General features: G+C 73.1%; 22 protein-coding genes. 16 read left to right on the top strand and 6 right to left on the bottom strand.

Annotation, left to right across the window (positions count from 1 at the left end; genetic code table 11):
• Nucleotides 1-311: 311 nt before the first annotated feature.
• The 3 genes from egtB to egtD are packed head-to-tail and all read left to right on the top strand — an operon-like array spanning nt 312 to nt 3,420.
• On the top strand, nt 312-1,676 hold the full coding sequence (egtB, locus tag ABWI04_RS25600; protein WP_353834026.1) for an ergothioneine biosynthesis protein EgtB: 1,365 nt from the start codon (nt 312-314) through the stop codon (nt 1,674-1,676).
• Nucleotides 1,677-2,411 (top strand): ergothioneine biosynthesis protein EgtC, encoded by a 735-nt coding sequence (gene egtC, locus ABWI04_RS25595; protein ID WP_353834024.1) that lies wholly within the window; start codon nt 1,677-1,679, stop codon nt 2,409-2,411.
• A gap of 52 nt (nt 2,412-2,463) precedes the next feature.
• Nucleotides 2,464-3,420 carry an L-histidine N(alpha)-methyltransferase gene (gene egtD / locus ABWI04_RS25590; RefSeq protein WP_353834023.1) on the top strand — a complete coding sequence of 319 codons (957 nt, stop codon included), beginning with the start codon at nt 2,464-2,466 and terminating at the stop codon, nt 3,418-3,420.
• Nucleotides 3,421-3,435: 15 nt separating this feature from the next.
• On the opposite strand, the gene ABWI04_RS25585 is transcribed toward egtD, so the two are convergent.
• The gene (locus ABWI04_RS25585; protein WP_345184036.1) at nt 3,436-4,215 is read right to left on the bottom strand and encodes an SGNH/GDSL hydrolase family protein; all 780 of its coding nucleotides are present in this window, start codon (nt 4,213-4,215) and stop codon (nt 3,436-3,438) included.
• A 187-nt stretch (nt 4,216-4,402) separates the two neighbouring features.
• Here ABWI04_RS25585 and ABWI04_RS25580 point away from each other — a divergent pair, with 187 nt between their 5' ends.
• Together ABWI04_RS25580 and ABWI04_RS25575 are read left to right on the top strand one after the other, a co-directional pair.
• Complete coding sequence (locus ABWI04_RS25580) at nt 4,403-5,554, top strand: acyltransferase family protein (RefSeq protein ID WP_345184038.1); 1,152 nt, start codon at nt 4,403-4,405, stop codon at nt 5,552-5,554.
• A gap of 58 nt (nt 5,555-5,612) precedes the next feature.
• Complete coding sequence (locus ABWI04_RS25575; protein WP_353834021.1) at nt 5,613-6,686, top strand: hypothetical protein; 1,074 nt, start codon at nt 5,613-5,615, stop codon at nt 6,684-6,686.
• A 99-nt stretch (nt 6,687-6,785) separates the two neighbouring features.
• Here ABWI04_RS25575 and ABWI04_RS25570 read toward each other — a convergent pair whose 3' ends face one another.
• On the bottom strand, nt 6,786-7,310 hold the full coding sequence (locus tag ABWI04_RS25570; RefSeq protein WP_345184042.1) for a cysteine dioxygenase: 525 nt from the start codon (nt 7,308-7,310) through the stop codon (nt 6,786-6,788).
• A 182-nt stretch (nt 7,311-7,492) separates the two neighbouring features.
• Here ABWI04_RS25570 and ABWI04_RS25565 point away from each other — a divergent pair, with 182 nt between their 5' ends.
• Nucleotides 7,493-8,503, top strand: coding sequence for a LacI family DNA-binding transcriptional regulator (locus ABWI04_RS25565; protein WP_345184045.1), 1,011 nt, complete (start codon nt 7,493-7,495; stop codon nt 8,501-8,503).
• Between the two features lie 3 nt (nt 8,504-8,506).
• Here ABWI04_RS25565 and ABWI04_RS25560 read toward each other — a convergent pair whose 3' ends face one another.
• On the bottom strand, nt 8,507-9,970 hold the full coding sequence (locus ABWI04_RS25560; protein ID WP_353834020.1) for an aromatic amino acid ammonia-lyase: 1,464 nt from the start codon (nt 9,968-9,970) through the stop codon (nt 8,507-8,509).
• 163 nt (nt 9,971-10,133) lie between these two features.
• Here ABWI04_RS25560 and ABWI04_RS25555 point away from each other — a divergent pair, with 163 nt between their 5' ends.
• Genes ABWI04_RS25555 through ABWI04_RS25540 form a run of 4 tightly spaced genes read left to right on the top strand, consistent with a single transcriptional unit; the run spans nt 10,134 to nt 13,566 of the window.
• The gene (locus ABWI04_RS25555) at nt 10,134-11,294 is read left to right on the top strand and encodes an ABC transporter ATP-binding protein (RefSeq protein WP_345184049.1); all 1,161 of its coding nucleotides are present in this window, start codon (nt 10,134-10,136) and stop codon (nt 11,292-11,294) included.
• Nucleotides 11,294-11,941 carry an ABC transporter permease gene (locus tag ABWI04_RS25550; protein WP_345184051.1) on the top strand — a complete coding sequence of 216 codons (648 nt, stop codon included), beginning with the start codon at nt 11,294-11,296 and terminating at the stop codon, nt 11,939-11,941. Before ABWI04_RS25555 ends, ABWI04_RS25550 begins: the two co-directional genes overlap by 1 nt.
• Complete coding sequence (locus ABWI04_RS25545; protein WP_345184053.1) at nt 11,938-12,624, top strand: ABC transporter permease; 687 nt, start codon at nt 11,938-11,940, stop codon at nt 12,622-12,624. The genes ABWI04_RS25550 and ABWI04_RS25545 overlap by 4 nt, the downstream gene beginning before the upstream one ends.
• A gap of 18 nt (nt 12,625-12,642) precedes the next feature.
• Nucleotides 12,643-13,566: an ABC transporter substrate-binding protein gene (locus ABWI04_RS25540; RefSeq protein ID WP_345184055.1), complete on the top strand. Its 924-nt coding sequence runs from the start codon at nt 12,643-12,645 to the stop codon at nt 13,564-13,566.
• Nucleotides 13,567-13,703: 137 nt separating this feature from the next.
• On the opposite strand, the gene ABWI04_RS25535 is transcribed toward ABWI04_RS25540, so the two are convergent.
• Nucleotides 13,704-14,888, bottom strand: coding sequence for a cytochrome P450 family protein (locus ABWI04_RS25535; RefSeq protein WP_345184057.1), 1,185 nt, complete (start codon nt 14,886-14,888; stop codon nt 13,704-13,706).
• Entirely contained in the window at nt 14,888-15,697 is an 810-nt protein-coding gene (locus ABWI04_RS25530; protein WP_345184060.1) for an SAM-dependent methyltransferase, read from the bottom strand. Before ABWI04_RS25530 ends, ABWI04_RS25535 begins: the two co-directional genes overlap by 1 nt.
• Before the next feature lie 176 nt (nt 15,698-15,873).
• On the opposite strand from ABWI04_RS25530, the gene ABWI04_RS25525 reads away from it, so the two are divergent.
• From ABWI04_RS25525 to ABWI04_RS25515, 3 genes are all read left to right on the top strand, one after another.
• The gene (locus ABWI04_RS25525; protein ID WP_345184062.1) at nt 15,874-16,437 is read left to right on the top strand and encodes a GNAT family N-acetyltransferase; all 564 of its coding nucleotides are present in this window, start codon (nt 15,874-15,876) and stop codon (nt 16,435-16,437) included.
• A 223-nt stretch (nt 16,438-16,660) separates the two neighbouring features.
• The gene (locus tag ABWI04_RS25520; protein ID WP_353834019.1) at nt 16,661-17,296 is read left to right on the top strand and encodes a hypothetical protein; all 636 of its coding nucleotides are present in this window, start codon (nt 16,661-16,663) and stop codon (nt 17,294-17,296) included.
• Between the two features lie 45 nt (nt 17,297-17,341).
• On the top strand, nt 17,342-18,403 hold the full coding sequence (locus ABWI04_RS25515; RefSeq protein ID WP_353834018.1) for an SDR family oxidoreductase: 1,062 nt from the start codon (nt 17,342-17,344) through the stop codon (nt 18,401-18,403).
• A gap of 3 nt (nt 18,404-18,406) precedes the next feature.
• Here the strand turns inward: ABWI04_RS25515 and ABWI04_RS25510 are convergent, their stop codons facing one another.
• The gene (locus ABWI04_RS25510; RefSeq protein WP_345184068.1) at nt 18,407-19,168 is read right to left on the bottom strand and encodes an IclR family transcriptional regulator; all 762 of its coding nucleotides are present in this window, start codon (nt 19,166-19,168) and stop codon (nt 18,407-18,409) included.
• Between the two features lie 92 nt (nt 19,169-19,260).
• On the opposite strand from ABWI04_RS25510, the gene hutH reads away from it, so the two are divergent.
• The 3 genes from hutH to ABWI04_RS25495 are packed head-to-tail and all read left to right on the top strand — an operon-like array spanning nt 19,261 to nt 23,668.
• Nucleotides 19,261-20,805, top strand: a complete 1,545-nt coding sequence (gene hutH / locus ABWI04_RS25505; RefSeq protein WP_353834017.1) for a histidine ammonia-lyase — start codon at nt 19,261-19,263, stop codon at nt 20,803-20,805.
• A gap of 11 nt (nt 20,806-20,816) precedes the next feature.
• A complete protein-coding gene (hutU, locus tag ABWI04_RS25500) occupies nt 20,817-22,472 on the top strand; it encodes a urocanate hydratase (RefSeq protein ID WP_353834016.1) in 1,656 nt (551 codons plus the stop codon).
• The gene (locus tag ABWI04_RS25495) at nt 22,469-23,668 is read left to right on the top strand and encodes an allantoate amidohydrolase (RefSeq protein WP_353834015.1); all 1,200 of its coding nucleotides are present in this window, start codon (nt 22,469-22,471) and stop codon (nt 23,666-23,668) included. The genes hutU and ABWI04_RS25495 overlap by 4 nt, the downstream gene beginning before the upstream one ends.
• The last annotated feature ends 3 nt before the right edge of the window (nt 23,669-23,671 follow it).

Raw genomic sequence — 23,671 nt, 5'->3', positions numbered from 1 at the left:
TGCTGGAGTGCGACGAGAAGTACGTCCCGATGGTCCTGAGGGAGACCGGGGCGAACATCGTCGCCCTGATGAACCTCAGCCGCGACCAGATGGACAGCGGCGGCCCGCGACGGCCTGTCGGACCCCGCCCTGGCCAGGGCCGCGCGGGCGTGCTTCGCGGCGGCGCTGGACGCGCTCGCGCGGCTCGGCGCGCCCGGTCTCGTCCCCCTGGTCGAGGAGTACGCCCACCGGTACGTCCTGCGGGGCCGCAGTCCCGCCGACGACCGGCCCGCCGCGTCCCCGACACGTCCGATTCCGATGGAGGATCCGACATGAGCTCGCCTGGCCCGTCCGCAGACGAGGCCGCCCTGAAAGAACTGATCGCCGACGAGCTCGGTGCGGTGCGCGACCGCAGCCTGCGCCTCACCACCGAGGTCCTCGACGAGGACGGGCTCACCGCGCAGGTGTCGCCGCTGATGTCGCCGCTCGTGTGGGACCTCGCGCACGTCGGCAACTACGAGGAGCTGTGGCTGCTGCGCGCGGCCGCCGGGCAGGAGGCGATGCGCCCCGAGATCGACGATGTGTACGACGCGTTCGAGCATCCGCGGGCGGAGCGGCCGACGCTGCCGCTCCTGAAGCCAGAGGAGGCCCGGTCCTACCTCGGCGCGGTCCGCTCCAAGGTGCTCGACTCGCTGGCGTCGGTGCGCTTCGACACCCCGGATCCGCTGACGTCGGGCGGGTTCGTGTACGGGATGGTCGTCCAGCACGAGCACATGCACGACGAGACCATGCTGGCCACCCACCAGCTGCGCCGCGGTGCCCCCGCCCTCCTCGACCCCAAGGCGGAGCCGCTCCAGGTGCCCGGCGAGGCGTCCGGCGCCGAGGAAGCGCTCATCGAGGCGGGCCCGTTCCAGATGGGGACGTCGGACGAACCATGGGCGTACGACAACGAGCGCCCCGTCCACCTCGTCGACCTGCCCGCGTACTACATCGACGTGGAACCGGTCACCAACGCGGCCTACACCGCGTTCATCGAGGCCGGTGGCTACGACGACCCGCGCTGGTGGGACCCGGCCGGATGGGAGTGGCGCAACAGCAGCGGCAAGCGCGCCCCGGCCTTCTGGGAGCGTGAAGGGGGGCAGTGGTCGCGCCGCCGATTCGGGCGGTCGGAACCCGTCCCGCCCGGCGAGCCCGTCCAGCACGTGTGCTGGTACGAGGCGGACGCGTACGCGCGGTGGGCCGGGAAGCGGCTGCCGACCGAGGCCGAGTGGGAGAAGGCCGCCCGCTGGGACCCCGCGGCAGGACGGTCACGCCGCTACCCGTGGGGCGACGTCTACGAAGAGGGCCGCGCCAACCTCGGGCAGCGGGCGCTCCGTCCGTCCGAGACCGGCTCCTACGCGGCAGGTGCGTCGGCGTACGGGGTGCGGCGCCTCCTGGGGGACGTGTGGGAGTGGACGTCGTCGGACTTCCACGGCTACCCCGGCTTCCGCTCGTTCCCGTACAAGGAGTACTCGGAGGTCTTCTTCGGACCCGACTACAAGGTGCTGAGGGGCGGGTCCTGGGCGACGCACCCGCTCGCCATACGCGGCTCGTTCCGCAACTGGGACTACCCCATCCGCCGGCAGATCTTCTCCGGGTTCCGCTGCGCCCGCTCGGCGGGGCCGGCCACGGAGCCGACGACGGGGGTGGCCCGCTAGATGTGCCGCCATCTCGGTTACCTGGGGCCCGAGCGGACGCTGCACTCCCTCATCTACGAGGGGGAGCACTCGCTGGAGACCCAGTCGTACGCGCCGCGCATGACGCAGGGCGCCCTCCTCAACGCCGACGGGTACGGCGTCGGCTGGTACCAGGACGGCGAGGCCGTCCGCTTCCGCCGGGCCCAGCCCATCTGGACCGACCAGTCGTTCCGCGAGGTCGCCGGGGCCGTGCGGGCGTCGTGCGCGGTCGCGGCGCTGCGGTCGGCGACCGTCGGGTTCCCCGTGGACGAGTCGTGCGCCCAGCCGTTCCGCGCGGGGCCGTGGCTGTTCAGCCACAACGGGAAGATCGAGGGCTACGGCGGCGTTGAGTCCAAGCTGCGGGAACTGGCCGGGGACATCGCCGAGGTCCCCGACGCCCGCGCCCCGGTCGACTCCGCGCCGCTGTTCGCCCTCGCCGTCCGGAACTGGCGGGAGGGCGCGGCGCTCGGCGAGGGCCTCGCCGCCGTCGTCGCCGCGATCACCGCGCTGGCCCCCGGCCGCTACAACCTGCTCGCCTCGGACGGGACGTCCCTGGCCGCCACGACCTGGGGCGACTCGCTGTTCGTCCGCGAGGGCGGGGAAGCGGTCCAGATCGCGTCCGAGCCGCTGGACGGCGACCCCGCGTGGCGCCGGGTCCCCGACGGCTCGCTCGTCACCACCGGGCTCGCCGCCGGTGTCCGCATCTCCCGGCTCTGAGACCGCCCGACCCCGAAGCACGGCCCGACCCGAAGCACCGAAGGAGAACCACGTGGACCGGTTCCTGACCGCAGACGACCTCGCCAAGACGCTCCGCCAGGACGTCCGGGACGGGCTCTCCGGCACGCCCAAGACCCTGCCGCCCAAGTGGTTCTACGACGAGCGGGGCAGCGCGCTCTTCGAGGAGATCACGCGGCTGGAGGAGTACTACCCGACCCGGCGCGAGCGGGAGATCCTCACCGCCCGGGCGCCCGCCATCGCCGCCGCCACCGGCGCCCGGACGCTGCTGGAGCTCGGCGCGGGCTCGGGGGAGAAGACCCGGCTGCTGCTGGACGCGCTGGCCGGCACGCTGCGCACCTACGTGCCGGTGGACGTCAGCGGCGACTTCCTGGAGCAGGCCGCGGCCGGGATCGCCGCCGACCACCCTGGCCTGGCCGTCCGGGCCGTCGCCGCCGACTACGAGCAGCACCTGCACCTGCTGCCCGGCGGCGAGCGGCGCCTGGTCGCCTTCCTCGGCGGGACGATCGGCAACATGCCGCCCGCCGAGCGCATCGGGTTCCTCGGCGGCCTGCGCGCCACCATGGACGAGGGCGACTTCCTCCTCCTCGGCGCCGACCTCGTCAAGGACCCCGAGCGGCTCGTGCGCGCCTACGACGACGCGGCGGGCGTCACCGCCGAGTTCAACCGCAACGTCCTGTCGGTCGTCAACCGGGAGCTCGACGCCGACTTCGACACCGCCGCGTACCGGCACGTCGCGGTGTGGAACGCGGCCGAGGAGCAGATCGAGATGCGGCTGCGGTCGCTGCGCGCCCAGGACGTCCGCGTCGGCGGCCTCGACCTCGACGTGTCGTTCGCCGAGGGGGAGGAGATGCGCACCGAGATCTCCGCCAAGTTCCGGCGGGAGCGGCTGGAGGCGGAGCTCGGCGCCGCCGGGTTGGAGCTCGCAGAGTTCTGGACCGACGAGGCGGGCGACTTCTCCCTCACCCTCGCGCGGCCCGCGTCGCGCTGACGGTCCCGCCGGCGCTCAGCCCTTGCGGGCGGGGTGGTCGAGACCCATCCGCTTCAGGTCCGCCGCCAGGCGGGTCGCCACGTACAGGTGGCCCGCCGGCGTCGGATGGGTGCGGTCCCGCTTGATGAGGCGCGGCGCGTTGCCCTGGCCGGTCAGCAGGTCGCCGGTGATCCAGCCCTCGCCGATCGGGTCGACGAACGGGACGCCGAGCTGCCGGGCGAGGTTCTTCAGCGCGTCCCGGACGGCGAGCGCGCCGGGCAGCGGCGTCCCCGTCCCCCAGAGCGGGCCGACCAGCACCAGGCGGGTGCCGGGCCAGCGCTGCCGGGCGCGCTCCAGCAGCACGTGCGCCGCCGCCGCGACCTGCGGCGGGGGGATCCGCCAGTCGTTGTGGCCGCCGGACACGATCAGCATGTCGGGCGCCGGGCGCCAGCCGAGCTGGCTCTCGTACAGGCCGAGGAACGCGTGCGGGCCGCGGCCCTTCTGGACGAAGCCCGTCCCGGACCGGCCGCCGACGACGACCTGCCAGCCGAGCAGCCGCGCGGTCGCGGAGGCGTAGGTCGACTCCGGCTCGACGCCGCGGTCGCCGACGGTGTAGCTGTCGCCGAGGAACATCACCACGGGCGGGGCCCTGCGCGCCCCGTCCTTCGGGCCGTCCGCCGCGGCCGGCTTGTGCACCGAGCCCGCGAGCAGGGAACACCCCGCGAGCAGGGAACTTCCGGCGAGCGACACGACCGCCGCCAGGCACAGGCACAGCATTCGGGTCGCCGCGCCGCGTCGGGCGCGGCGAGATGTCATGGAGGACCACCAATGAGATCGGGGGACGCCTCCGTATCTTACTGACCTCGCGCCTCCCACGCGCGCACTCCGCGACCATCCCGTCACCACGGCACGGCCGCGGGGCGCGGCGAATCGCGTCCTTCCCTACATCCGCCGTTCACCCGGCGGATCGGGCCGGGCCACCTGGCGGCGGGAGGGTTCCGCGGTGACTCGACGGGAACGGCTGCGCGAACTCGACCTCCTGCGCTTCGCGGCCGCGCTGGCGGTGGTGCTGTACCACTTCACGGGATTCGGCGGCGCCGGGGCGTGGCCCGCGCCCTCGCAGGACGTCTTCCCCGAGATCGCGCCGGTCACCCGGTTCGGGTACCTCGGCGTCGACCTGTTCTTCGTCATCAGCGGGTTCGTGATCCTCATGAGCGCGTGGGGACGCGGCCCGGGGGAGTTCGGGATCTCGCGGCTCGTGCGGCTGATGCCCGCGTACTGGGTGAGCGTGCTGCTGGGCGCCGCCGTCTACGCGGTGTTCCGGATGGGGCACGGCGTCCCCGGGCTGATCGTCCCGAACCTGACGATGCTGCAGGGCGGGCTCGGCCTGCGGAACGTGGACGCCGTCTACTGGACCCTCTGGGTCGAACTCCACTTCTACGTGCTCGCCGCCGTCCTCGCGGGGATCGGGATCACCTACCGCTCCTGCCTGGTCTTCATGGCGGCCTGGATGCTCGGCGGCGTCTTCGCCGACGAGGCGGACAGCAGGATCCTCCAGGTGATGCTGGTGCCGACCTGGAGCTGCTACTTCATCGCGGGCATGGCGCTGTACATGATCCACCGGTTCGGCCCGACGCTGCTGCTCTGGGGGTACGTGGCCGCGTCCTACCTGATCGCGCTGCGCTGGGGCGCCTGGCGCGCGGAGAACGTGTTCAGGGGCGCGGACGAGACCGTGGTCAGCGCCGTGATCACGGGCATCTTCGCGGTGATGATCCTCGTCGCCACCGGCCGGCTGAGCCGGCTGCGATGGCGGGGCCTGACCGTGCTCGGGGCGCTCACCTACCCCCTCTACCTCGTCCACTCCCAGCTCGCGCTTCCCCTGCTGGACGCGGTGTATCCGGGGCTCGACCGCTGGACGGCGCTGGCGGTGGTCATCGGGGGCTCGCTGCTGGCCGCCTACGCCGTGCACCGCCTGGTGGAACGCCCCGGCGCGGCGTGGATGCGGGCCCGGCTCACGGCGTCGCTGCGGCCCATGCGGCCGCCTGAGGAAACGTCTACGTTTGTCGCTCGTGGCGATCGGGGTGGACGGGGCGGTGCTGACCGCGACGGCGGCGAGCCTCGCGATCGCGCCCCGGTGGACGCGGCGCGCATGTGACCCTCCGTCCGGGGCGGGGCGGCGCTGGGCCCGTCCGGAGGCGCTTCTCGGCCTCGTCGTGGGGCTCGTCTACCTGAACCAAGTGCTCTTCACCGTGTACGTGCTGCGGGTTCACGGCGGAGACGCCTCGTTCGTCGCGAAGTATCTGCCCGAGGGATGGTTCGCGCTTGAGGACGGACCAGCCATGCGCGGCCTGGCGGAACGCTTCCCTGCGCCGGAGTTGCTGGCCCCGTCCGTCCTGCGCGTGCAGGCGTTCCTCGAACTGCCGCTGGTCCTGCTCGCGTATGTGACGGTGCTGCGGTGGCTGGACCGCGGCCTGTACCGGCGCCTGGCGCACTCGTGGCTCGTGTGGGCCGCATCGCTCTCTTACACGCTCGTCTTCTGCATGGTCGAGTGGGATCTGCACAACCCCTACACGGCGGACGACATCGTGGTCCGAGCCTGTTCGGCTGTTGTGACGCCTTTGCTGCTGCGCTGGCTGGCCGCGCAGGAGGATTCCGGTGCGGACGAGCCGTCGTTCCCGCAGATGCTCCTGTTCGCCGGATCCGTGTGGGCGCTGGGGCAGGTGGTGCTGACCGTGTATGACACGGCCCTCCTGTACAACCTGGGTCATCTGGGCGGACGCCTGCCAGGTGCGGCCGTCGCCGTTTGCGTCATCGCGGGGGCACGCTGGGCGTCACCACGTCTGAGACCAGGCGAGATGGGTGTCGCCCTGGCGTCGGTCATCAGCGGACTGCGGTGGGGGTTGCTTCTCTTCTTCGTCCCGGCGCTCGCCATCCGTTACGGAGTGAATTTCGGCACACCACTCCTGGCGGCGACGGCCGGGCTTCTCGTCGGCGTGACGGCCGCCGTGTGCGCTCTGCGGAAAGCGCTGTCCGGTGTCGGGACGGCCGGGATCGCGCTTTGGGCCGTCCAGGTGGCGGTGGCGCTTCTCGCCGGAGCCGCGGTCGGCTGCGCCACCGTCCGCCTGGTCACGGACACCTACTACGAGGCCGGCCTGCTGAGGGGCGCAGCCTCCTGTTTCGCCGCCGTCATCGTGGTCTGCGCGCTGAGCGACCGATATTTCGGACGGCGGTGTGACACTTTCGGGACCGCCCGCGCTGGGAGAGATAGGGGCGTCCGGCCGGGGTGAGCGGGCTTCGACCGGACGTTCCGCCTCTGGCGGGCCCGTCACCCCCGGACGGGTCCGCCAGGGCCCTTTCAGACCGGCTCGCAGACCCGTTAGGCCAGGTCAGGCGGCCTCGTCCGACGGCTGGAGTTCCTCGGTGTAGCTGACCGGCGTCCGGCGCATCACGCCCGACTCGTCGATGGAGTACTGGCCGAGCCGCCACAGCGGCGGCGAGTAGGCGTGGATCGAGACGCTGGCGTCCTCCACCCCCGTGAGCCGGTGGATGTGCTCGGGGCCGAAGCAGAAGGACGCGCCCTCGCGCATGACGGTCCGCAGGGGCTCGCCGCCGATGCGCGGGTTGTTCTCCTCGATGGCCCCGGCGACGACGCGGACGGCTCCCGAGGAGACGTCGTGGTCGTGCCAGCCGGTGTCGTTCTCGGGCGTCCAGCACAGCAGCCAGACGTCGACGTGCTCGTCCCGGTGCAGGGAGACGTAGTGGCGGCGGCCCTCGGGGAACGCGACATGGGGACGCCACAGGCCGGGCCGCTCGGCCAGGTCGTCGACCAGTTCCCGCAGTTCCCGCTTGTCGAGGGGGCGGCCGGGCAGGCGCTCCAGGCCGCTGGGACGGGGCAGGACCTCGGAAGACACGGGGTTCGCTCCTCTCCGAAACCGTGGGTGGAGACGGTCCGTTACGCCCGGGACACCGCGCGAAGCGCCAGGCCAGGACTTCTGAACCGCATCAGTTAACCGTTTCAGTGAACCGCTTCAGTGACGCTCCCGTCAAGCGCGGATGCCGTGCTCTGTCGGTGGCGGCCTCTACGCTTGGAGGGATGTCGGAAAAGCGCAAGCGCGCGACCATCCGGGAAGTGGCGCAGGCGACGGGGCTGTCGCCCGCGGCCGTGTCCTACGCGCTGCGCGGCATCCAGACCTCCGAGGAGACGCAGGAGCGCGTCCGCGCCGCCGCCCGCGAGCTCGGCTACGAGGCCCACCCGATCGCGCGTGCGCTGGCCAGCGGGCGCACCGACCAGGTCGGCCTGCTGTGCGGCTCGCTGGAGGACTACTGGCAGCAGTCCCTCGCGGTCGGCATCGGGCGGGCGCTGCTCGCCCGCGGCCGCTACGCCCTCATCGTGGACGCCGGCGGCGACCCCGAGCGCGAGCTGGCCCTCGCCAGGCGGCTGCGCGACCAGCGGGTGGACGGCCTGATCGTCCAGCCGCTCGACCCGTCCGCCGCGCTGTGGTCGGAGCTGGCGGCCGCGATCCCCGTCGTGTCCATCGGCGACGCCCTGCACGGCGGCCAGGCGCAGGGCGAGGTCGTCTTCGACAACCGGCGGGGCGTCACGCTCGCGCTGGAGCACCTGCGGGCGCTCGGGCACGAGCGCCTCACCGTGTTCACCCCCACGCTCGCCAGCACGCCGGACCGCCCGGCCGACGTGTACGTCAACGCCGAGGCCGAGCGGCTCGGCCTGTCGGTGGACGTCGTGGTCGTGCCGCAGTCGCTCGCCGAGTCCACCGAGGTCGCGCTGCGGGTGCTCGGCGGCCCCGGCCGCCCCTCGGCCGTCTTCTGCTTCGCCGACTCCATCGCCTACGGCGTCTACGCCGCCACCCGCGAGCTGGGCCTGGAGGTCCCCGGCGACGTCGCCGTCTGCGGCTACGACAACCATCCGATGTCGGCGCTGCTGTCCCCGCCGCTCACCAGCGTCGAGTGGGACGTCGAGGGCATCGTCCACTCCGCCGTCCGGCTCGTCGTGGACGTCATCGACGGCAAGCCGCGCAAGCGCCGCGTCGTCCGCGAGCCGTCGCTGCGCGTCCGCGCCTCGACCGGCGAGACCGCGGCGGGCTGAGGGTCAGGGATGGAGCCGGGCCAGGTGCGGCAGCAGGTCCGCGGCGGCGGCGATGTCGGTGTCCAGCGGCCGGTCCTCGATCCGCGGGTCGAGGACGGCGCCCGCCATGTCCCACGCCGAGCGCAGCGGCCCGCCGGAGGGCGCCCGCCCATGCATCCGCAGCGCGCGGACGGCGGCCACCAGCTCGCAGCCGAGCCCGAGGCGGTAGGCGGCGACGGCGTCGGTGCTCGCGCGCGCCGACTGCGTCGAGAAGCCGGCGTGCTCCTCGACGCCGCGCGACAGCACCGCGCTGCCGAGCGCCGCGGGGGTGGCGAGGCGCCGCACGTCGGCCAGGCAGGAGTGCGCCACGTACTCCAGGATCATGATCCCGGAGGACGCCTCCGTCTCGCCCTGGAAGGGGTAGAGCCCGGTGAAGGACGGCTCGGCGAGCGTGCCGAGGCGGGCGGCGGCCAGCGCCATCGTCTGGAACAGGGCGGCGCGGGCGGTGTCCAGGGCGAGCCCGACGTAGGCGGTGTGGAAGTTGCCGTTGTGCCAGACCGTCCGCCCGGGGACGTCCACCAGCGGGTTCTCCGCGGCGGCGTTGATCTCCCGGGTGACGACCTCCTCGGCGTAGGCGGCCGCCTCCAGCGCGGGGCCGTGCACCTGCGGGAACGCGCGGTAGCCGTACGGGTCCTGGATGCGCATCGGCGCCGGCCGGTCGAAGGCGAGCAGCGCGCGCATCGCCGCCGCGGCCCGCTGCTGGCCCGGATGCGGGCACGCGTCCTGCACCGGCTGCGCGTACGGCTCCTCCGAGCCCCGGACGGCGAAGTGCGACAGCGCCGCCACGACCGTCGAGGCGCGCAGCGCCTTCCGCAGGTCGGCGACCGCGAGCGCCGCCTCGCCGAGCGTGGCGGCGTTGGAGCTGATGAACGCCAGCGCGTCGGCGGAGCGCAGCCGGTATCCGGGGCCGCGCTCCTGGCCGCCGTCCGGGCCCGGCAGCCACGCACGCTCGCCGAGCAGGCAGAGCGCGGTCGAGGCCAGCGCCGTCAGGTCGCCCGTGCCGATCGCCCCGTAGACGGGCACCGGCGGGAGCAGCCCGAGGTTGAGCACGTCCGCCAGGGCCTGCAGCGCGCCCGGCTCCACGCCCGAGCCGCCCGCCGCGATCTGGTTCAGCCGGACGGTCAGCATCGCCCGGACGATCTCGGGGGAGATCAGCGGCCCGGCCCCGGCCGCGTGGCTGCGCAGCAGCCGCAGGCCGTGGGCGTCGGAGTCCTCCCACTCGACGTCCACGACGCGGTTGGCGCCGACCCCCGTCGTCCGCCCGTAGACCGGCTGCGTCTCGGTGACCTCGCGGGCGACCCGCCAGGCGTCGCGCGCCCGCCGCACGCCGGCCGCGGCTATGGCGACCGTCACATCTTCGCGAGCCGCACGCGCCACCTGAGCGCATGTGAGCGAAGTCCCGTCGATAACGATTCGGCTGTTCTCCACGGCGACACGCTACTTTCCCTGCATTACCGGTAGATATACTTTCATGCTCGACGTTCCGGGCATGCCGGGACACTGAGATGACGGTACCCATTGGTTACGGTTGGCTCGTAATCAGAATTCGATCATCGGCGTCATGCGGGACGCCCGGCGAGGACGTGATTCGTTGATCACCTTTGAGGGCGTCACCAAGCGCTATCCCGGGGGGACCGTCGCACTCGACGACGTGAGCCTCGAATGCCCCACGGGCCGCATCACCGTGTTCGTCGGCACCTCCGGCGGCGGCAAGACCACCGCGCTGCGGACCATCAACCGGATGGTCGAGCCGACCTCCGGGCGCGTGCTCATCGACGGCGAGGACGTCCGCGAGCGCAAGCCCGCCGAGCTGAGGCGCGGCATCGGCTACGTGATCCAGCACGCCGGGCTCTTCCCGCACCGCACCATCCTCGACAACATCGCCACCGTCCCGTACCTGCTGTCCTGGAACAAGAAGAAGGCGCGGGCGCGGGCGCTGGAGCTGATGGAGCGGGTCGGGCTCGACCCGGCGATGGGCAAGCGGTACCCGTTCCAGCTGTCGGGCGGCCAGCAGCAGCGCGTCGGCGTCGCGCGGGCCCTAGCCGCCGACCCGCCGATCATGCTGATGGACGAGCCGTTCAGCGCCGTCGACCCCGTCGTGCGCGCCGAGCTGCAGGACGAGTTCCTCCGCCTCCAGGAGGAGCTGCACAAGACGATCGTGTTCGTCACCCACGACATCGACGAGGCCATCAAGCTCGGCGACCGGATCGCGGTCTTCCAGACCGGCGGCCGGCTCGTCCAGATCGACAGCCCCGAGAACCTCCTGGCCCACCCGGCCGACGACTTCGTCGCCGGCTTCATCGGCCAGAACCGCGGCATCCGCACCCTCTCCTTCGCCGAGACGGGCGGCCTGCGGCTGAGCGACGACGCGGTCCGCGCGGCGGGCACGGACGCCGCGGAGGCCGCCGGGACGGAGTGGGTGCTCGTCGTCGACGAGGACCGGCGCCCCCTCGGCTGGGCCCGCCCGGCGCAGGCGACCGGGGCGCTCGGGAAGGCCGAGCTCAGCCCGGTCGGCCCCACCTTCCACGTCGGGGGCGACTCCGTGCGGACCGCGCTGGACGCGGCCGTGCTGTCCCCGTCCGGCCTGGCGGTCGGCGTCGACGAGACCGGTGCGGTCGTCGGGACCGCGAGCGGGACCGACCTGCTCGCCGTCCCCACCCACGGCCGCGGCGCCGCCGGCGCCGCGCGCGAAGAGCGGGCCGCCGAGCCCGCGCCCGATCCCGAGGAGGCCGACGCCGGAGGCGCCGGCTGATGGACATCGACTGGGGCTGGATCGGCGAGCACACCGACACGCTGACCGAGCACGCCCTCATCCACCTGCGGCTCGCGCTGCTGCCGGTGCTGTTCGGCCTGATCATCTCGCTGCCGGTCGGCATGCTGTGCCGCCGCTGGGCGTGGCTCTACCCGCCGGCGCTGACGGTCTCGAACGTCTTCTACGCGATCCCGTCGCTCGCGCTGTTCATGGTCTTCATCCAGTACACGGGGCTGACCGCGTCCACGGTCATGATCCCGCTGACCCTGTACAGCCTGTCGGTGCTCGTCCCGAACGTGGTGGACGGCCTGGCGTCGGTGTCCGAGCCCGTCCGGCAGGCGGCCACCGCGATGGGCTTCGGCCCGCTGCGGCGCCTGCTCCAGGTGGAGCTGCCGATCGCCGTGCCCATCGTCATCGCCGGGACGCGCGTCGCCGCCGTCTCCTCCATCAGCCTCGTCGCCGTCGGCCAGCTGATCGGCCAGGGCGGCCTCGGCTACGACATCATCCGCGGCTACCAGCTCCAGTTCCAGACGCAGATCGTGGCCGCCACCGTCCTGATCGTCCTGCTGGCCCTGGTCACCGACGCGATCCTGGTCACCGTCCAACGCCTGCTCACCCCGTGGGCCCGAGCCCGGATGACCTCATGAACGAGCTGTGGAACCAGATCGACCTGTTCTGGACGTGGCTGACCACGTCCTCCCAGTGGCACGGCGGCGACGGCATCCCGCACCGCCTGCTCCAGCACGTGTACTACAGCGGCGTGGCGCTGGTGTGCGCCGCGGTCATCGGCCTCGCGCTCGGCCTGCTCGTCGGGCACACCGGCCGCGGCGGGTTCCTCGCGATCAGCCTGGCGAACATCGCCCGCGCCGTCCCCACCTTCGGCCTGGTGCTGATCGTCGTGGTGATCGAGTACAGCATCACGCCGGTGCTCGTCGCGCTCGTGGCCCTCGCCGTCCCGCCGATCCTGGTCAACACCTTCGAGGGCATCCGCGGCGTCGACGCCGACGCCAAGGACGCGGCCAGCGGGATGGGCATGACCGGCTGGGGCGTACTGTGGCGGGTCGAGCTGCCGATGGCGCTGCCCCTCATCCTGCTGGGGCTGCGCACGTCCGCGATCCAGGTCGTCGCCACCGCGACCATCGCCGCCTACCCCGGCTTCGGCGGCCTCGGCCGCTACATCATCGACGGTCTGGCCCGCAACGACTACCAGCTCGTCGTCGGGGGCACCGTCCTGGTGGTGCTGCTCGCGCTGATCGTCCAGGCGGCCTTCGCGGCACTGCGCCGCCTCCTCGTCTCACCGGGCCTGCTCGGCTCCGCCCGATCCTCCTGACACCGAAGGAAGAGCACCATGAACAAACTCATCAGGGGCGCGGTCGTCGGCCTCGTGGCCGCCCTGTCGCTGTCCGCCTGCGGGAGCGGCGACTCCGGGGACGACTCGAACCCGCTCTCCGGGGGCGGCGGGAACGGCACCGTCACCGTCGGCGGCGCGAACTTCCCCGAGAGCAACCTGCTCGGCGAGCTGTACGCGCAGGCGCTGGAGGCCAAGGGCGTCAAGGTCACCCGCAAGTTCAACATCGGCGCCCGCGAGATCTACTACGACCAGGTCGTCAAGGGCGGCATCAGCGTGATGCCCGAGTACAACGGCGCCCTGCTCACCACCTCGGTCGACAAGACCAGCACGGCCGCCACCACCGACGAGATCAACGCCGCGCTCAAGGCCAAGCTGCCCGCCGGCGTGGAGATCCTGGACTCGGCGAAGGCCGAGGACAAGGACTCCGTCACCGTCAATCCGCAGACGGCCGCCAAGTACAACCTGAAGTCCATCGCCGACCTCAAGCCGGTCGCCAAGGACCTCGTCATCGCCGGGCCCTCGGAGTTCAAGACCCGCCAGCAGGGCCTCGTCGGCCTCAAGAAGACCTACGGCCTGGACTTCAAGAAGTTCCAGCCGTTCGACGCCGGCGCCCAGGCGACCCTGGTGAAGCTGCTCACCGAGAACAAGGTCCAGGCCGCCGACCTGTTCACCACCGACCCGACGATCCAGCAGAACAAGCTCGTCGTCCTGGAGGACCCGGAGAACGTCTTCTCCGCCCAGAACGTCACGCCGCTGGTCAACACCAAGGCGGTGGACGAGAAGGCCAGGGCGGCGCTGAACGGCGTCTCCGCCAAGCTCACCACCCAGGACCTCCTGGACATGATGAAGCGCGTCGCCATCGACAAGGACGACCAGGAGAAGGTCGCCGAGGAGTGGCTGAAGAAGTCCGGCCTCGCCTGACCCTCCGTAACACCGCCGACGGCCGAGTCCCGCCCCCGGGGCTCGGCCGTTCGCCGTCCCGGATCGCCGCCTGCGATCGGGACATGCTGCTGGAGCACCGTGGAGAGCGCCCCGTCGTTCCCGAGCCGGGGCGGCGTTCAGACGCGCACGGGGAGCGAGACCAGCCCGCGGACGATCGAGCCGGTGCGGTGGTGGCGCAGCTCGTCCGCGGGCACGGCGAGGGCGAGACCGGGGAAGCGGTCCAGCAGGCCGCCGATGGCGATCTGCCCTTCCAGCCGGGCCAGCGGGGCGCCGAGGCAGAAGTGCGGGCCGTGGCCGAAGGGGACGTGCCCCTTGGGGGCGCGGGTCACGTCCAGCCGGTCCGGGTCCTCGAACACGGCGGGGTCCCTGTCGGCGGCGCCGAGCGAGACGTGCACCCAGGCGCCCTTGGGGATCGGCGTTCCGGCGATCTCCATGTCCTCCAGGGCGATGCGCTGGCTCGCCCGTTCCACCGGGCCGTCGAACCGCAGCAGCTCCTCGACCGCGGACGGCAGCAGCTCGGGCCGCGCCCGCAGCAGGGCGAGCTGGCCGGGCGCCCGGAGCAGGGCGAGCATCCCGTTGCCGATGAGGTTGACGGTGGTCTCGTGCCCGGCGATGAGCAGCAGCGCGACGGTGCCGAGCAGCTGCGCCTCCGTGAGGGCGGCGTCGCCGTCGCGGGCGGTGATCAGGGCGCTGACCAGGTCGTCCTCGGGCTCGGCCCGCCGCTCGGCGATCACGTCGAGCAGGTAGGCGTTGAACGCCCGGGCCGCCTCGCGGCGGCGCTCGCGGGCCTCGGCGGTCAGCGCCGGCACGGTCAGCACGGCCGTCCACTCGCGGAACCGGGCCCGGTCGCGCGCCGGCACCCCGAGCAGCTCGCAGATGACCTGGATCGGCAGCGGGACGGCGAAGTCCTCGATCAGGTCGGCCTCGCCGCGTTCGGCGACGCCGTCCAGCAGCCGGTCGGCGATCTCCTGGACGCGCGGGCGCAGCCGCTCCACCCGCCGGGCGGTGAACGCCTTGGCCACCAGCCCGCGCATCCGGGTGTGGCCGGGCGGGTCCATCCCGAGCATCGTGCCGCCGAAGAAGAGCTCGGGGTTCACGGGCACGGCGCTGTTCGCGGTGTCCTTGGACAGGCGCGGGTCGCTGAGTGCCGCGCGGCCGTGCTCGTGGTCGACCACGAGGAAGGCGGCGGCGCCGGGAGGGAAGTCGATCGGATGGACGGGCCCCGCCGCCCGCAGCTCGGCGTACACGGCGTAGGGGTCCTCGCTGAAGGCCCGGCCGAACAGCAGATGGGTCGGCAGCATCAGACCACCCTCCCGACGCCGGCGAGGAAGCCCGGCCGCGACATGTCGGGCGGGGACGGCTCGGCGTCCGCCCGCCAGTCGGCCACCTGGACCAGGCCGGGGCCGACCAGCTCGGTGCCCTCGAAGAACGTCATGACCTCGTCGATCCCGCGCGGAATGATGTCGCCCGCCCCCGTCCTGCCGTACGCGCCCCGGACCTGCTCCTCGACCTGCGTGGTGACCTCGCCGCGGTGGCCGTGCGTGATGGCCAGGAAGCTGCCGGGGGCCAGCGGCGCCCGGAGCCTCGCCACGATCTCCGCCGGTCCCGCCTCGTCCGGGACGAAGTGCAGGATGGCCAGTAACAGCAGGCCCACCGGCCGGTCGAAGTCGATCCGGGCCTTCACCTCGGGGTCGTCCAGGATGCTCTCCGGCTCGCGTAAGTCGGCCTGGATGACCGTGGTCAGCGGGTTGTCGGCCAGCAGCGCCCGCGCGTGCGCGAGCACGATCGGGTCGTTGTCGACGTAGATGACGGTGGAGCCGGGCGCCGCGCGCTGGGCCACCTGGTGCACGTTCTCCTGCGTCGGGAGCCCGGAGCCGATGTCCAGGAACTGCCGGATGCCGCGGTCGGCCATCATCGTCACGGCCCGCGACAGCAGCCCGCGGTTGGCGCGGGTGAACTCCAGCACGTTCGGCATCGCGGCCACCACCTGGTCGGCGGCCTCGCGGTCCGCCGCGAAGTTGTCCTTGCCGCCGAGGTAGTAGTCGTACATCCGGGCCACGCTGGGCGTCTCGGGATCGACCGGCCACTCGGGGCGGTGCTCACCATTCACGGGAGGGACCTCCCTGTCCGGGTATCCGATCGCATGAGATTGTAGAGACGAAGCCGGACGTTTTCGATCATTTGCGACCTACAGCCCAAATAGGACCGTTCCAAGGACAGAACGCCCATCGAACGAGATGATCACGCGGGTGGCCGTCTCCTCGGCGGATCGGAGGACTCGGCGCCGTGCAGGTATTCCTCACCACCGACCGGCTGCTGCTGCGGCGGTTCACCGAGAACGACCTTGACGGCCTGGTCCGGCTCGACGGCGACCCGGAGGTCATGCGGTTCCTGACCGGCGGCCGGCCGACCCCCCGCGCCCACCTGAGGGACCAGACCCTCGCCAGGATCCTCGACTGGTACGAGCGGGGCGCGCTCAGCCGGTGGGCCGCGGTCGAGCGCTCCTCCGGCGACTTCATCGGCTGGCTGGCCCTCGAACCGGGCGACGGCCACGACGCCCGGCAGGCCGAACTCGGCTACTGCCTGCGCGCGGCCAGCTGGGGACGGGGATACGCCACCGAAGCGTCGCGGGCTCTGATCGCCAAGGCGTTCACCGACCTCGGCGTCCACCGCGTCTTCGCCCAGACCATGGCCGTCAACGCCGCCTCCCGCCGCGTCATGGAGAAGTCCGGCCTGACCTACCTGCGCACCTTCCACCGGCACTGGGACGACCCCATCCCCGGCACCGAACACGGCGAGGTCGAATACGAACTCCACCGCGCCGACTGGGCGCGCCGCCGCGACACCTGACCCTGCGGATTTCCGCGGCACGCGGGATGCGGCGAGGACGACGGAACCCGGCGGCCGCCCGATCGGAGGTGGCGAGGTGCCAGTGGCCGGGGCGAAGCGCGAGCAGGTAGGGCCCGGGGCGCGGGGGTTGGGGTCCTAGGGCCCTGAATCCGGAATCGGCTTTCTTCGAAGAATGGCTCGTGCGGCCCAAGGGATGGGTCGGGTCATAGAGGGGAATTCCCGGATGAAGAAGGCAGGGTTGACGCTCGCCGGTGTGGCCGTCCTCGGCACCGCGGCCGTGGTGGGGACGACGGTGGTGTCCGGCGGGGAGGCCAGGCCGACCACCAGTGTCGCGGCGAAGAAGGAGCTCGGCGCGCAGGCGGGAAAGGCCGGCGCGTCGAAGGCGAAGAACGGCCTGAAGTGCACCGACAAGCGGGTCGCGCGTGGGAAGCGGCAGTTCGCCGGGACCTGGACCCGCTGGGAGAACCAGGACCCGTGGACCGTCTCGGGCTGGGGCCCCGGCACCATGAACGCCGCGACCTCGTACACGGTGGGGCACACGGTCACCATCTCGTACGGCGCCACGGTCGAGAGCATCAACGCCACCCTCGGATACCAGGCCAACAAGCAGTGGCAGAGGAGCCTCGGGTACACGCCGACGCTGAAGGAGAAGAAGCACTACCGGCTCGACATCGGCCGGGCCTACAAGATCTACCAGTTCGACGTGTACGAGCCGACCGGCAGGTGGATGGCCGACCTGTCGGGGACGGGGCGCAGCCAGTGCGTCGGCCTCCACGACGTGTACGTGGGCAAGGGCAAGGCGCTCTACTTCTGGAAGCTCGACCACCGCCTCAGCGTCACCCCCAAGAAGAAGCGCTGACCGGCGCCGCTGGACAAAATAGGTAGACCGGTCTACTTTTTCGCCATGACGTTGAGCGAGGGTGCGGCCGGCGAGGCCCTGGTCCTGGGGGCGACGGGGTTCATCGGCCGGTGGCTGGTGGCGGAGCTGCTGGAACGGGGGCGGCCGGTCGTCGCGGCCGTCCGGGGCGGCGGTGCGCGCGGCGGTGAGCTGCGGGGATGGTTGCGGGAGCACGGCGTCGACGACCAGGGGCTGCTGGTCGTCGACGCCGACATCACGCGGCCGGACCTCGGGCTGGACGACGAGGACCGCGACCGCCTGAAGGCCGTGCGGGACGTCTTCAACGCCGCCGCGCTGTTCCGGTTCGGGCTGGGACGGGAGGAGGCTCGGCGGGCGAACGTCGACGGCGCCGTGAACGTCGTGCGGTGGGCCGCCGCGCTTCCCCGGCTGCGGCGTCTCGTCCATGTGTCCGGGTACCGCGTGGCCTCCGAGGGGAGGCTCGCCCATCCGGTGCCCGCCAAGGAGTTGGACGCGCTGTACCGGCGGCTTGGCGCGTACGAGGCGTCCAAGCTCGAAGGGGACGCCGCCGTACGCGCGGTCGCGCGGGAGGAGGGGGTGCCGCTCACCGCGGTCCATCCGGCGACCGTGATCGGGGACTCGGTCACCGGAGAGGCCGGGCAGTACATCGGGCTCGCCGAGATGGTGCGGGACCTCTGGGGCGGGCGCCTGCCCGCGCTGGCCGGGTCGCGGCGCACGTTCGTGCCCGTGGTCACCGTCGACCACCTGGCCCGCTTCATGGCCGCCGTGCCCGAGTACGACGAGGAGCCCTACCGCGCTCACTGGGTCCTGGACGACGCCACGCCGCACCTGCCCGACCTGGTCGGGCTTCTGGCGCGGCACCTCGGTGTGCGTCCGCCCCGGGTGACGCTGCCGGTCGGGCTGGTACGGCGGCTGCCGCGTGCGCTCACCGGGGTCGAGCCCGAGACGCTCTCCTTCCTGTCCGAGGAGCGCTACGACACCTCCTCGGCCGGCGTGCTGGCCGGGAAGGCGGGACTGAGCCATCCGCCCGTGGAGGACGCGCTCCGGCGCTGGGCCGACCGGCTGGTCGCCGACCGCTTCGGGGCTTAGTTCTCAGGCAGGGGGGCGGCCGGTGAGGCGGGTCGTGAGGGCGGCGGCCGTCGCGCGCACCTGGGCCGCCAGGGCGGGCCACGCCGGTTCGGGGTGGTCCTCGCGGCGGAACGTCACCGTGATCGCGGCGGTGGGGCGGCCGGTGTGGTCGAAGGCGCAGGCGGCGATGCTCGCGAAGCCCTCGGTGATGTGGCCGTCCTCGACCGCCCAGCCGCGGCGCGCGTCCTCGGCGAGGGTGCGGCGCAGGTCGCGCAGGGTGGCGGGGCCCCGGCCGGTGCGGTCCACGAAGCGGCCGGGGAACAGGGCCCTGACCTGGGCGGGCGGCAGGTACGCCAGGATCGAGCGGCCGCTCGCGGTGAGCTGGGCGGGCATCCGGACGCCGACGTCGGTGACCAGGGTGGCGTGCCGGGGCGGCTGCTCCTTCAGCAGGTAGAGGGTCTCGGCGCCGTGCAGGACGCCGAGCTGCGCGATCTCGCCGACGCGGTCGACCAGGCGGCGCAGGAGGGGGCGGGCGAGGCGTTCCAGGGGCTCGTGGCGCAGGTAGGCGGAGCCGATCTCGAAGGCGGCGACGCCGAGGCCCCAGCGGCGCTCCTCGGGGATGGAGGTGACGAAGCCGTCCTCGGCCATCGCGGTGAGCAGGTGGTACGCGCTGGAGCGGGGGATGCCGAGCTCGCGGGCGATCGCCGAGGCGGGCAGGGGGCCGGGCGCGGCCGCCAGGAGGCGCAGCACCGCGAGGGCGCGGCGGGCGGCGGGGACCTGGCTCATGCTCCGAGTGTCTCGTATACGAGACACAGAGCGCGGGCCGGGGCTGGGGCATCGGCCCCGGACGCGCTCCAATGGTGGGTATGGGTTTTGGTATGGGGGACGCAGGCGTCGAGGTCGGGCCGGAACCGCTGGCGTTCGAGCAGGTCGCGGCGGTGGCGCGGGACGGGGCCAAGGTGGCGCTGTCCGACGGGGCGCTGAAGCTGATCGGTGAGGCGCGGGCCCACATCGAGGAGCTGTCGGCGCGCCCGACGCCGGTCTACGGCGTCTCGACGGGCTTCGGGGCGCTCGCCACGCGGCACATCGCGCCCGAGCTGCGGGCCCAGCTCCAGCTGAACATCGTCCGGTCGCACGCGGCGGGGTCGGGGGCCGAGGTCGAGCGCGAGGTGGTCCGGGCGCTGATGCTGCTCCGGCTGCGCACCCTCGCGACGGGACGGACCGGCGTCCAGCCCGTCACCGCGAGGACCCTGGCCGCACTGCTCAACGCCGGCATCACCCCGCAGGTCTTCGAGTACGGCAGCCTCGGCTGCTCCGGCGACCTGGCGCCGCTCGCCCATGTGGCCCTCGCGCTGATCGGTGAGGGGTCGGTCCGGGACGCCGCCGGCGAGCTCAGGCCGGCGGCCGACGCCCTGCGGGACGCGGGCATCACGCCGGTCGAGCTCGGCGCCAAGGAGGGGCTCGCCCTGCTGAACGGCACGGACGGGATGCTCGGCATGCTCGTCCTGGCCATCGGCGATCTGCGGAGGCTGCTCACCGCGGCCGACGTCGCCGCCGCGATGAGCGTCGAGGCGCTGCTCGGCACCGACCGCGTCTTCGCCGCCGACCTGCAGAACCTGCGGCCCCATCCCGGCCAGGCCGCCTCGGCCGCGAACCTGCGGGCGCTGCTGGCCGACTCGCAGATCATGGAGTCGCACCGGGGCCCCGACTGCACCCGCGTGCAGGACGCCTACTCGCTGCGCTGCGCCCCGCAGGTGCACGGCGCCGCCCGCGACACCCTCGCGCACGCCGAGCTGGTCGCGGGACGGGAGCTGGCGTCCGCCGTGGACAACCCCGTCGTCCTCCCCGACGGACGGGTCGAGTCGAACGGCAACTTCCACGGCGCCCCGGTCGCCTACGTGCTGGACTTCCTCGCGGTCCCGGCGGCCGACGTCGCCTCGATGTCCGAGCGCCGCACCGACCGGATGCTCGACAAGGGGCGCTCCGCCGGGCTGCCCGCCTTCCTCGCCGACGACCCCGGCGTCGACTCCGGCCACATGATCGCCCAGTACACGCAGGCGGCGATCGTGTCGGAGCTCAAGCGCCTCGCCGTGCCCGCGAGCGCCGACTCGATCCCGAGCTCGGCCATGCAGGAGGACCACGTCTCGATGGGGTGGGGCGCGGCCCGCAAGCTGCGCCGCGCGGTGGACGGCCTCGCGCAGGTCGTCGCCGTCGAGATCCTCACCGCCGCGCGGGCGCTGGAGCTGCGCACCCCGCTGCTTCCCGGCCCGGCCACCGCCGCCGTGGTCGCCCGGCTCCGCGAGGCCGTCCCGCCGCCCGGCCCGGACCGCTACCTCGCCCCCGAGATCGCCGCCGCGACCGCGCTGGTCCGGGACGGCTCACTGGTCGCCGCCGCCGAGGCCGTCACCGGCCCGCTCTCCTGAAGGAGTCCCACATGTCCGGTCCCCGTCCCGTCCGCGCCCCGCGCGGCACCTCGCTGACCGCCGCCAAGGGGTGGCCGCAGGAGGCCGCCCTGCGCATGATCCAGAACAACCTCGACCCCGAGGTCGCCGAGCACCCCGACGAGCTGGTCGTCTACGGCGGGTCGGGGAAGGCGGCCCGGAGCTGGGACGCCTTCGACGGCATCGTCCGGTCGCTGTCCGACCTGGAGGGGGACGAGACGCTGCTCGTCCAGTCCGGCAAGCCGGTCGGGATCTTCCAGACGCACGAGTGGGCGCCGCGCGTGCTCATCGCGAACTCCAACCTCGTCCCGCAGTGGGGCACGTGGGAGGAGTTCCGCCGCCTGGAGTCGCTCGGCCTGACGATGTTCGGCCAGATGACCGCCGGGTCGTGGATCTACATCGGGACGCAGGGCATCCTGCAGGGCACCTACGAGACGTTCGCCGCCGTCGCCGAGAAGCGGTTCGGCGGCACCCTCGCCGGGACGATCACCCTGACCGCCGGGCTCGGCGGGATGGGCGGCGCGCAGCCCCTCGCCGTCACGATGAACGGCGGCGTCGCGATCTGCGTCGAGTGCGACCCGTCCCGGATCGAGCGGCGGGTCGAGCACCGCTACTGCGACGTGCGGGCGGGCTCGCTGGACGAGGCGCTGCGGCTCGCCGAGGAGGCGAAGGCCGAACGCAGGCCGCTGTCGGTCGCGGTGCTGGGCAACGCCGCCGACGTCGTCCCCGAACTGCTGCGGCGCGGCGCCCCGATCGACATCGTCACCGACCAGACCAGCGCGCACGACCCGCTCGCCTACCTGCCGCAGGGCGTCGCGTTCGAGGACATGGCCGCCGAGCGCGACAAGGACCGCGACGGGTTCATCGCCAGGGCCCGCGCGTCGATGGCCGTCCACGTCGAGGCCATGGTCGGCTTCCAGGACGCGGGCGCCGAGGTGTTCGACTACGGCAACTCCATCCGGGGCGAGGCGCAGCTCGCCGGGTACGCGCGCGCGTTCGCGTTCCCCGGGTTCGTGCCCGCCTACATCCGGCCGCTGTTCTGCGAGGGCAAGGGGCCGTTCCGGTGGGCGGCGCTGTCGGGCGACCCGAAGGACATCGCCCGCACCGACCAGGCGATCCTCGACCTGTTCCCCGACAACGAGCCGCTGACCCGGTGGATCCGGATGGCGAAGGAGAAGGTCCACTTCCAGGGCCTGCCGTCGCGGATCTGCTGGCTCGGCTACGGCGAGCGCGACAAGGCGGGCGAGGTGTTCAACGACCTGGTCGCGCGCGGCGAGATCAGCGCGCCGATCGTGCTCGGCCGCGACCACCTCGACTGCGGGTCGGTCGCCAGCCCGTACCGGGAGACCGAGGGCATGAAGGACGGGTCGGACGCGATCGCCGACTGGCCGCTGCTGAACGCCATGCTCAACACCTCCTCCGGTGCGACGTGGGTGTCGATCCACCACGGCGGCGGCGTCGGCATCGGCCGCTCCATCCACGCCGGCCAGGTCTGCGTCGCCGACGGCACGGCCCTCGCGGGGGAGAAGCTCCGGCGCGTCCTGACCAACGACCCCGGCACCGGCGTCATGCGGCACGTCGACGCCGGCTACGAGCGGGCGGCGGAGGTCGCGGACGAGCGCGGCGTGCGCATCCCCATGCGGCCATGAGCTTCGAGGAGATGTGGGCGGAGCTGCTGCCCGTCGGGCGGGACGCGGCGACCGGCGGCTACCACCGGTTCGCGTGGACGCCGCCGGAGCTGGAGTGCCGCGCCTGGTTCGCCGACGAGGCCCGCCGCCGCGGCCTCGACCTCGAGCACGACCCCAACGGGAACACGGTCGCCTGGTGGTACCCGGAGGACGGGACCCGCACGGGCGCCGTCCTGACCGGCAGCCATCTCGATTCCGTTCCCGGCGGGGGAGCGTTCGACGGGCCGCTCGGCATCGTGTCGGCGTTCGCGGCGGTCGACCTGCTCCGCGAGCGCGGCGTCCGGCCGGCCCGGCCGATCGGGATCGCGGCGTTCGCCGAGGAGGAGGGCGCGCGGTTCGGGGTGGCGTGCCTCGGCTCCCGGCTGCTGGCCGGGGCGATCGCCCCGGCCCGGGCGCGCGGCCTCACCGACGCCGACGGGCACACGTTCGCCGAGGTCGTCCACAACGCCGGGCTCGACCCGCACGCGATCGGCCCGGACGAGGACCTGCTCGGGCGGATCGCCTGCTACGTCGAGCTGCACGTCGAGCAGGGCAGGGCGCTGGACGTCCCGGTCGGCGTCGCGAGCGCGATCGTGCCGCACGGCCGGTGGCGGTTCGACTTCGCGGGCGAGGGCAACCACGCCGGGACGACCGGGCTGCCCGACCGGCGCGACCCGATGCTGCCGTTCGCGCACATGGTCATCGCCGCGCGGGAGGCCGCCGAACGCAACGGGACCGTCGCGACGGTCGGGAAGGTCCGGGTCGAGCCGAACGGCGTGAACGCGATCCCGTCGGCGGTCACCGCCTGGCTGGACGCCCGGGGCCCCGCCGACGACGCCGTCCGCCGGACGGTGCTGGAGGTCGACGAGGCCGCGCGGGTCGCGGCGCGCCCGCACCGGGTGAGCGTCGACCTCGCCGAGGAGTCCTACACCGAGATCGTCGACTTCAACCTGGCGCTGCGCGACCGGGTCGGGTCGGCGCTCGGCGGCGTCCCCGTCCTGCCGACCGGCGCCGGCCACGACGCGGGCGTCCTGTCGGCGCGGCTGCCGACCGCGATGTTGTTCGTGCGGAACCCGAGCGGGGTGTCGCACGCGCCCGAGGAGTTCGCCGAGCCGTCCGACCGCCTGGCCGGGGTCGAGGCCCTCGCCGCGGTACTGGACGACCTGGCGCGGGGGTAGGGA

Origin of the sequence: Actinomadura sp. NPDC000929 (assembly GCF_040492065.1) — a bacterium.
Lineage (GTDB): Bacteria > Actinomycetota > Actinomycetes > Streptosporangiales > Streptosporangiaceae > Spirillospora > Spirillospora verrucosospora.
Note: the sequence above shows the minus strand (reverse complement) of the source record. Positions and strands in the feature narration are given on the sequence as shown.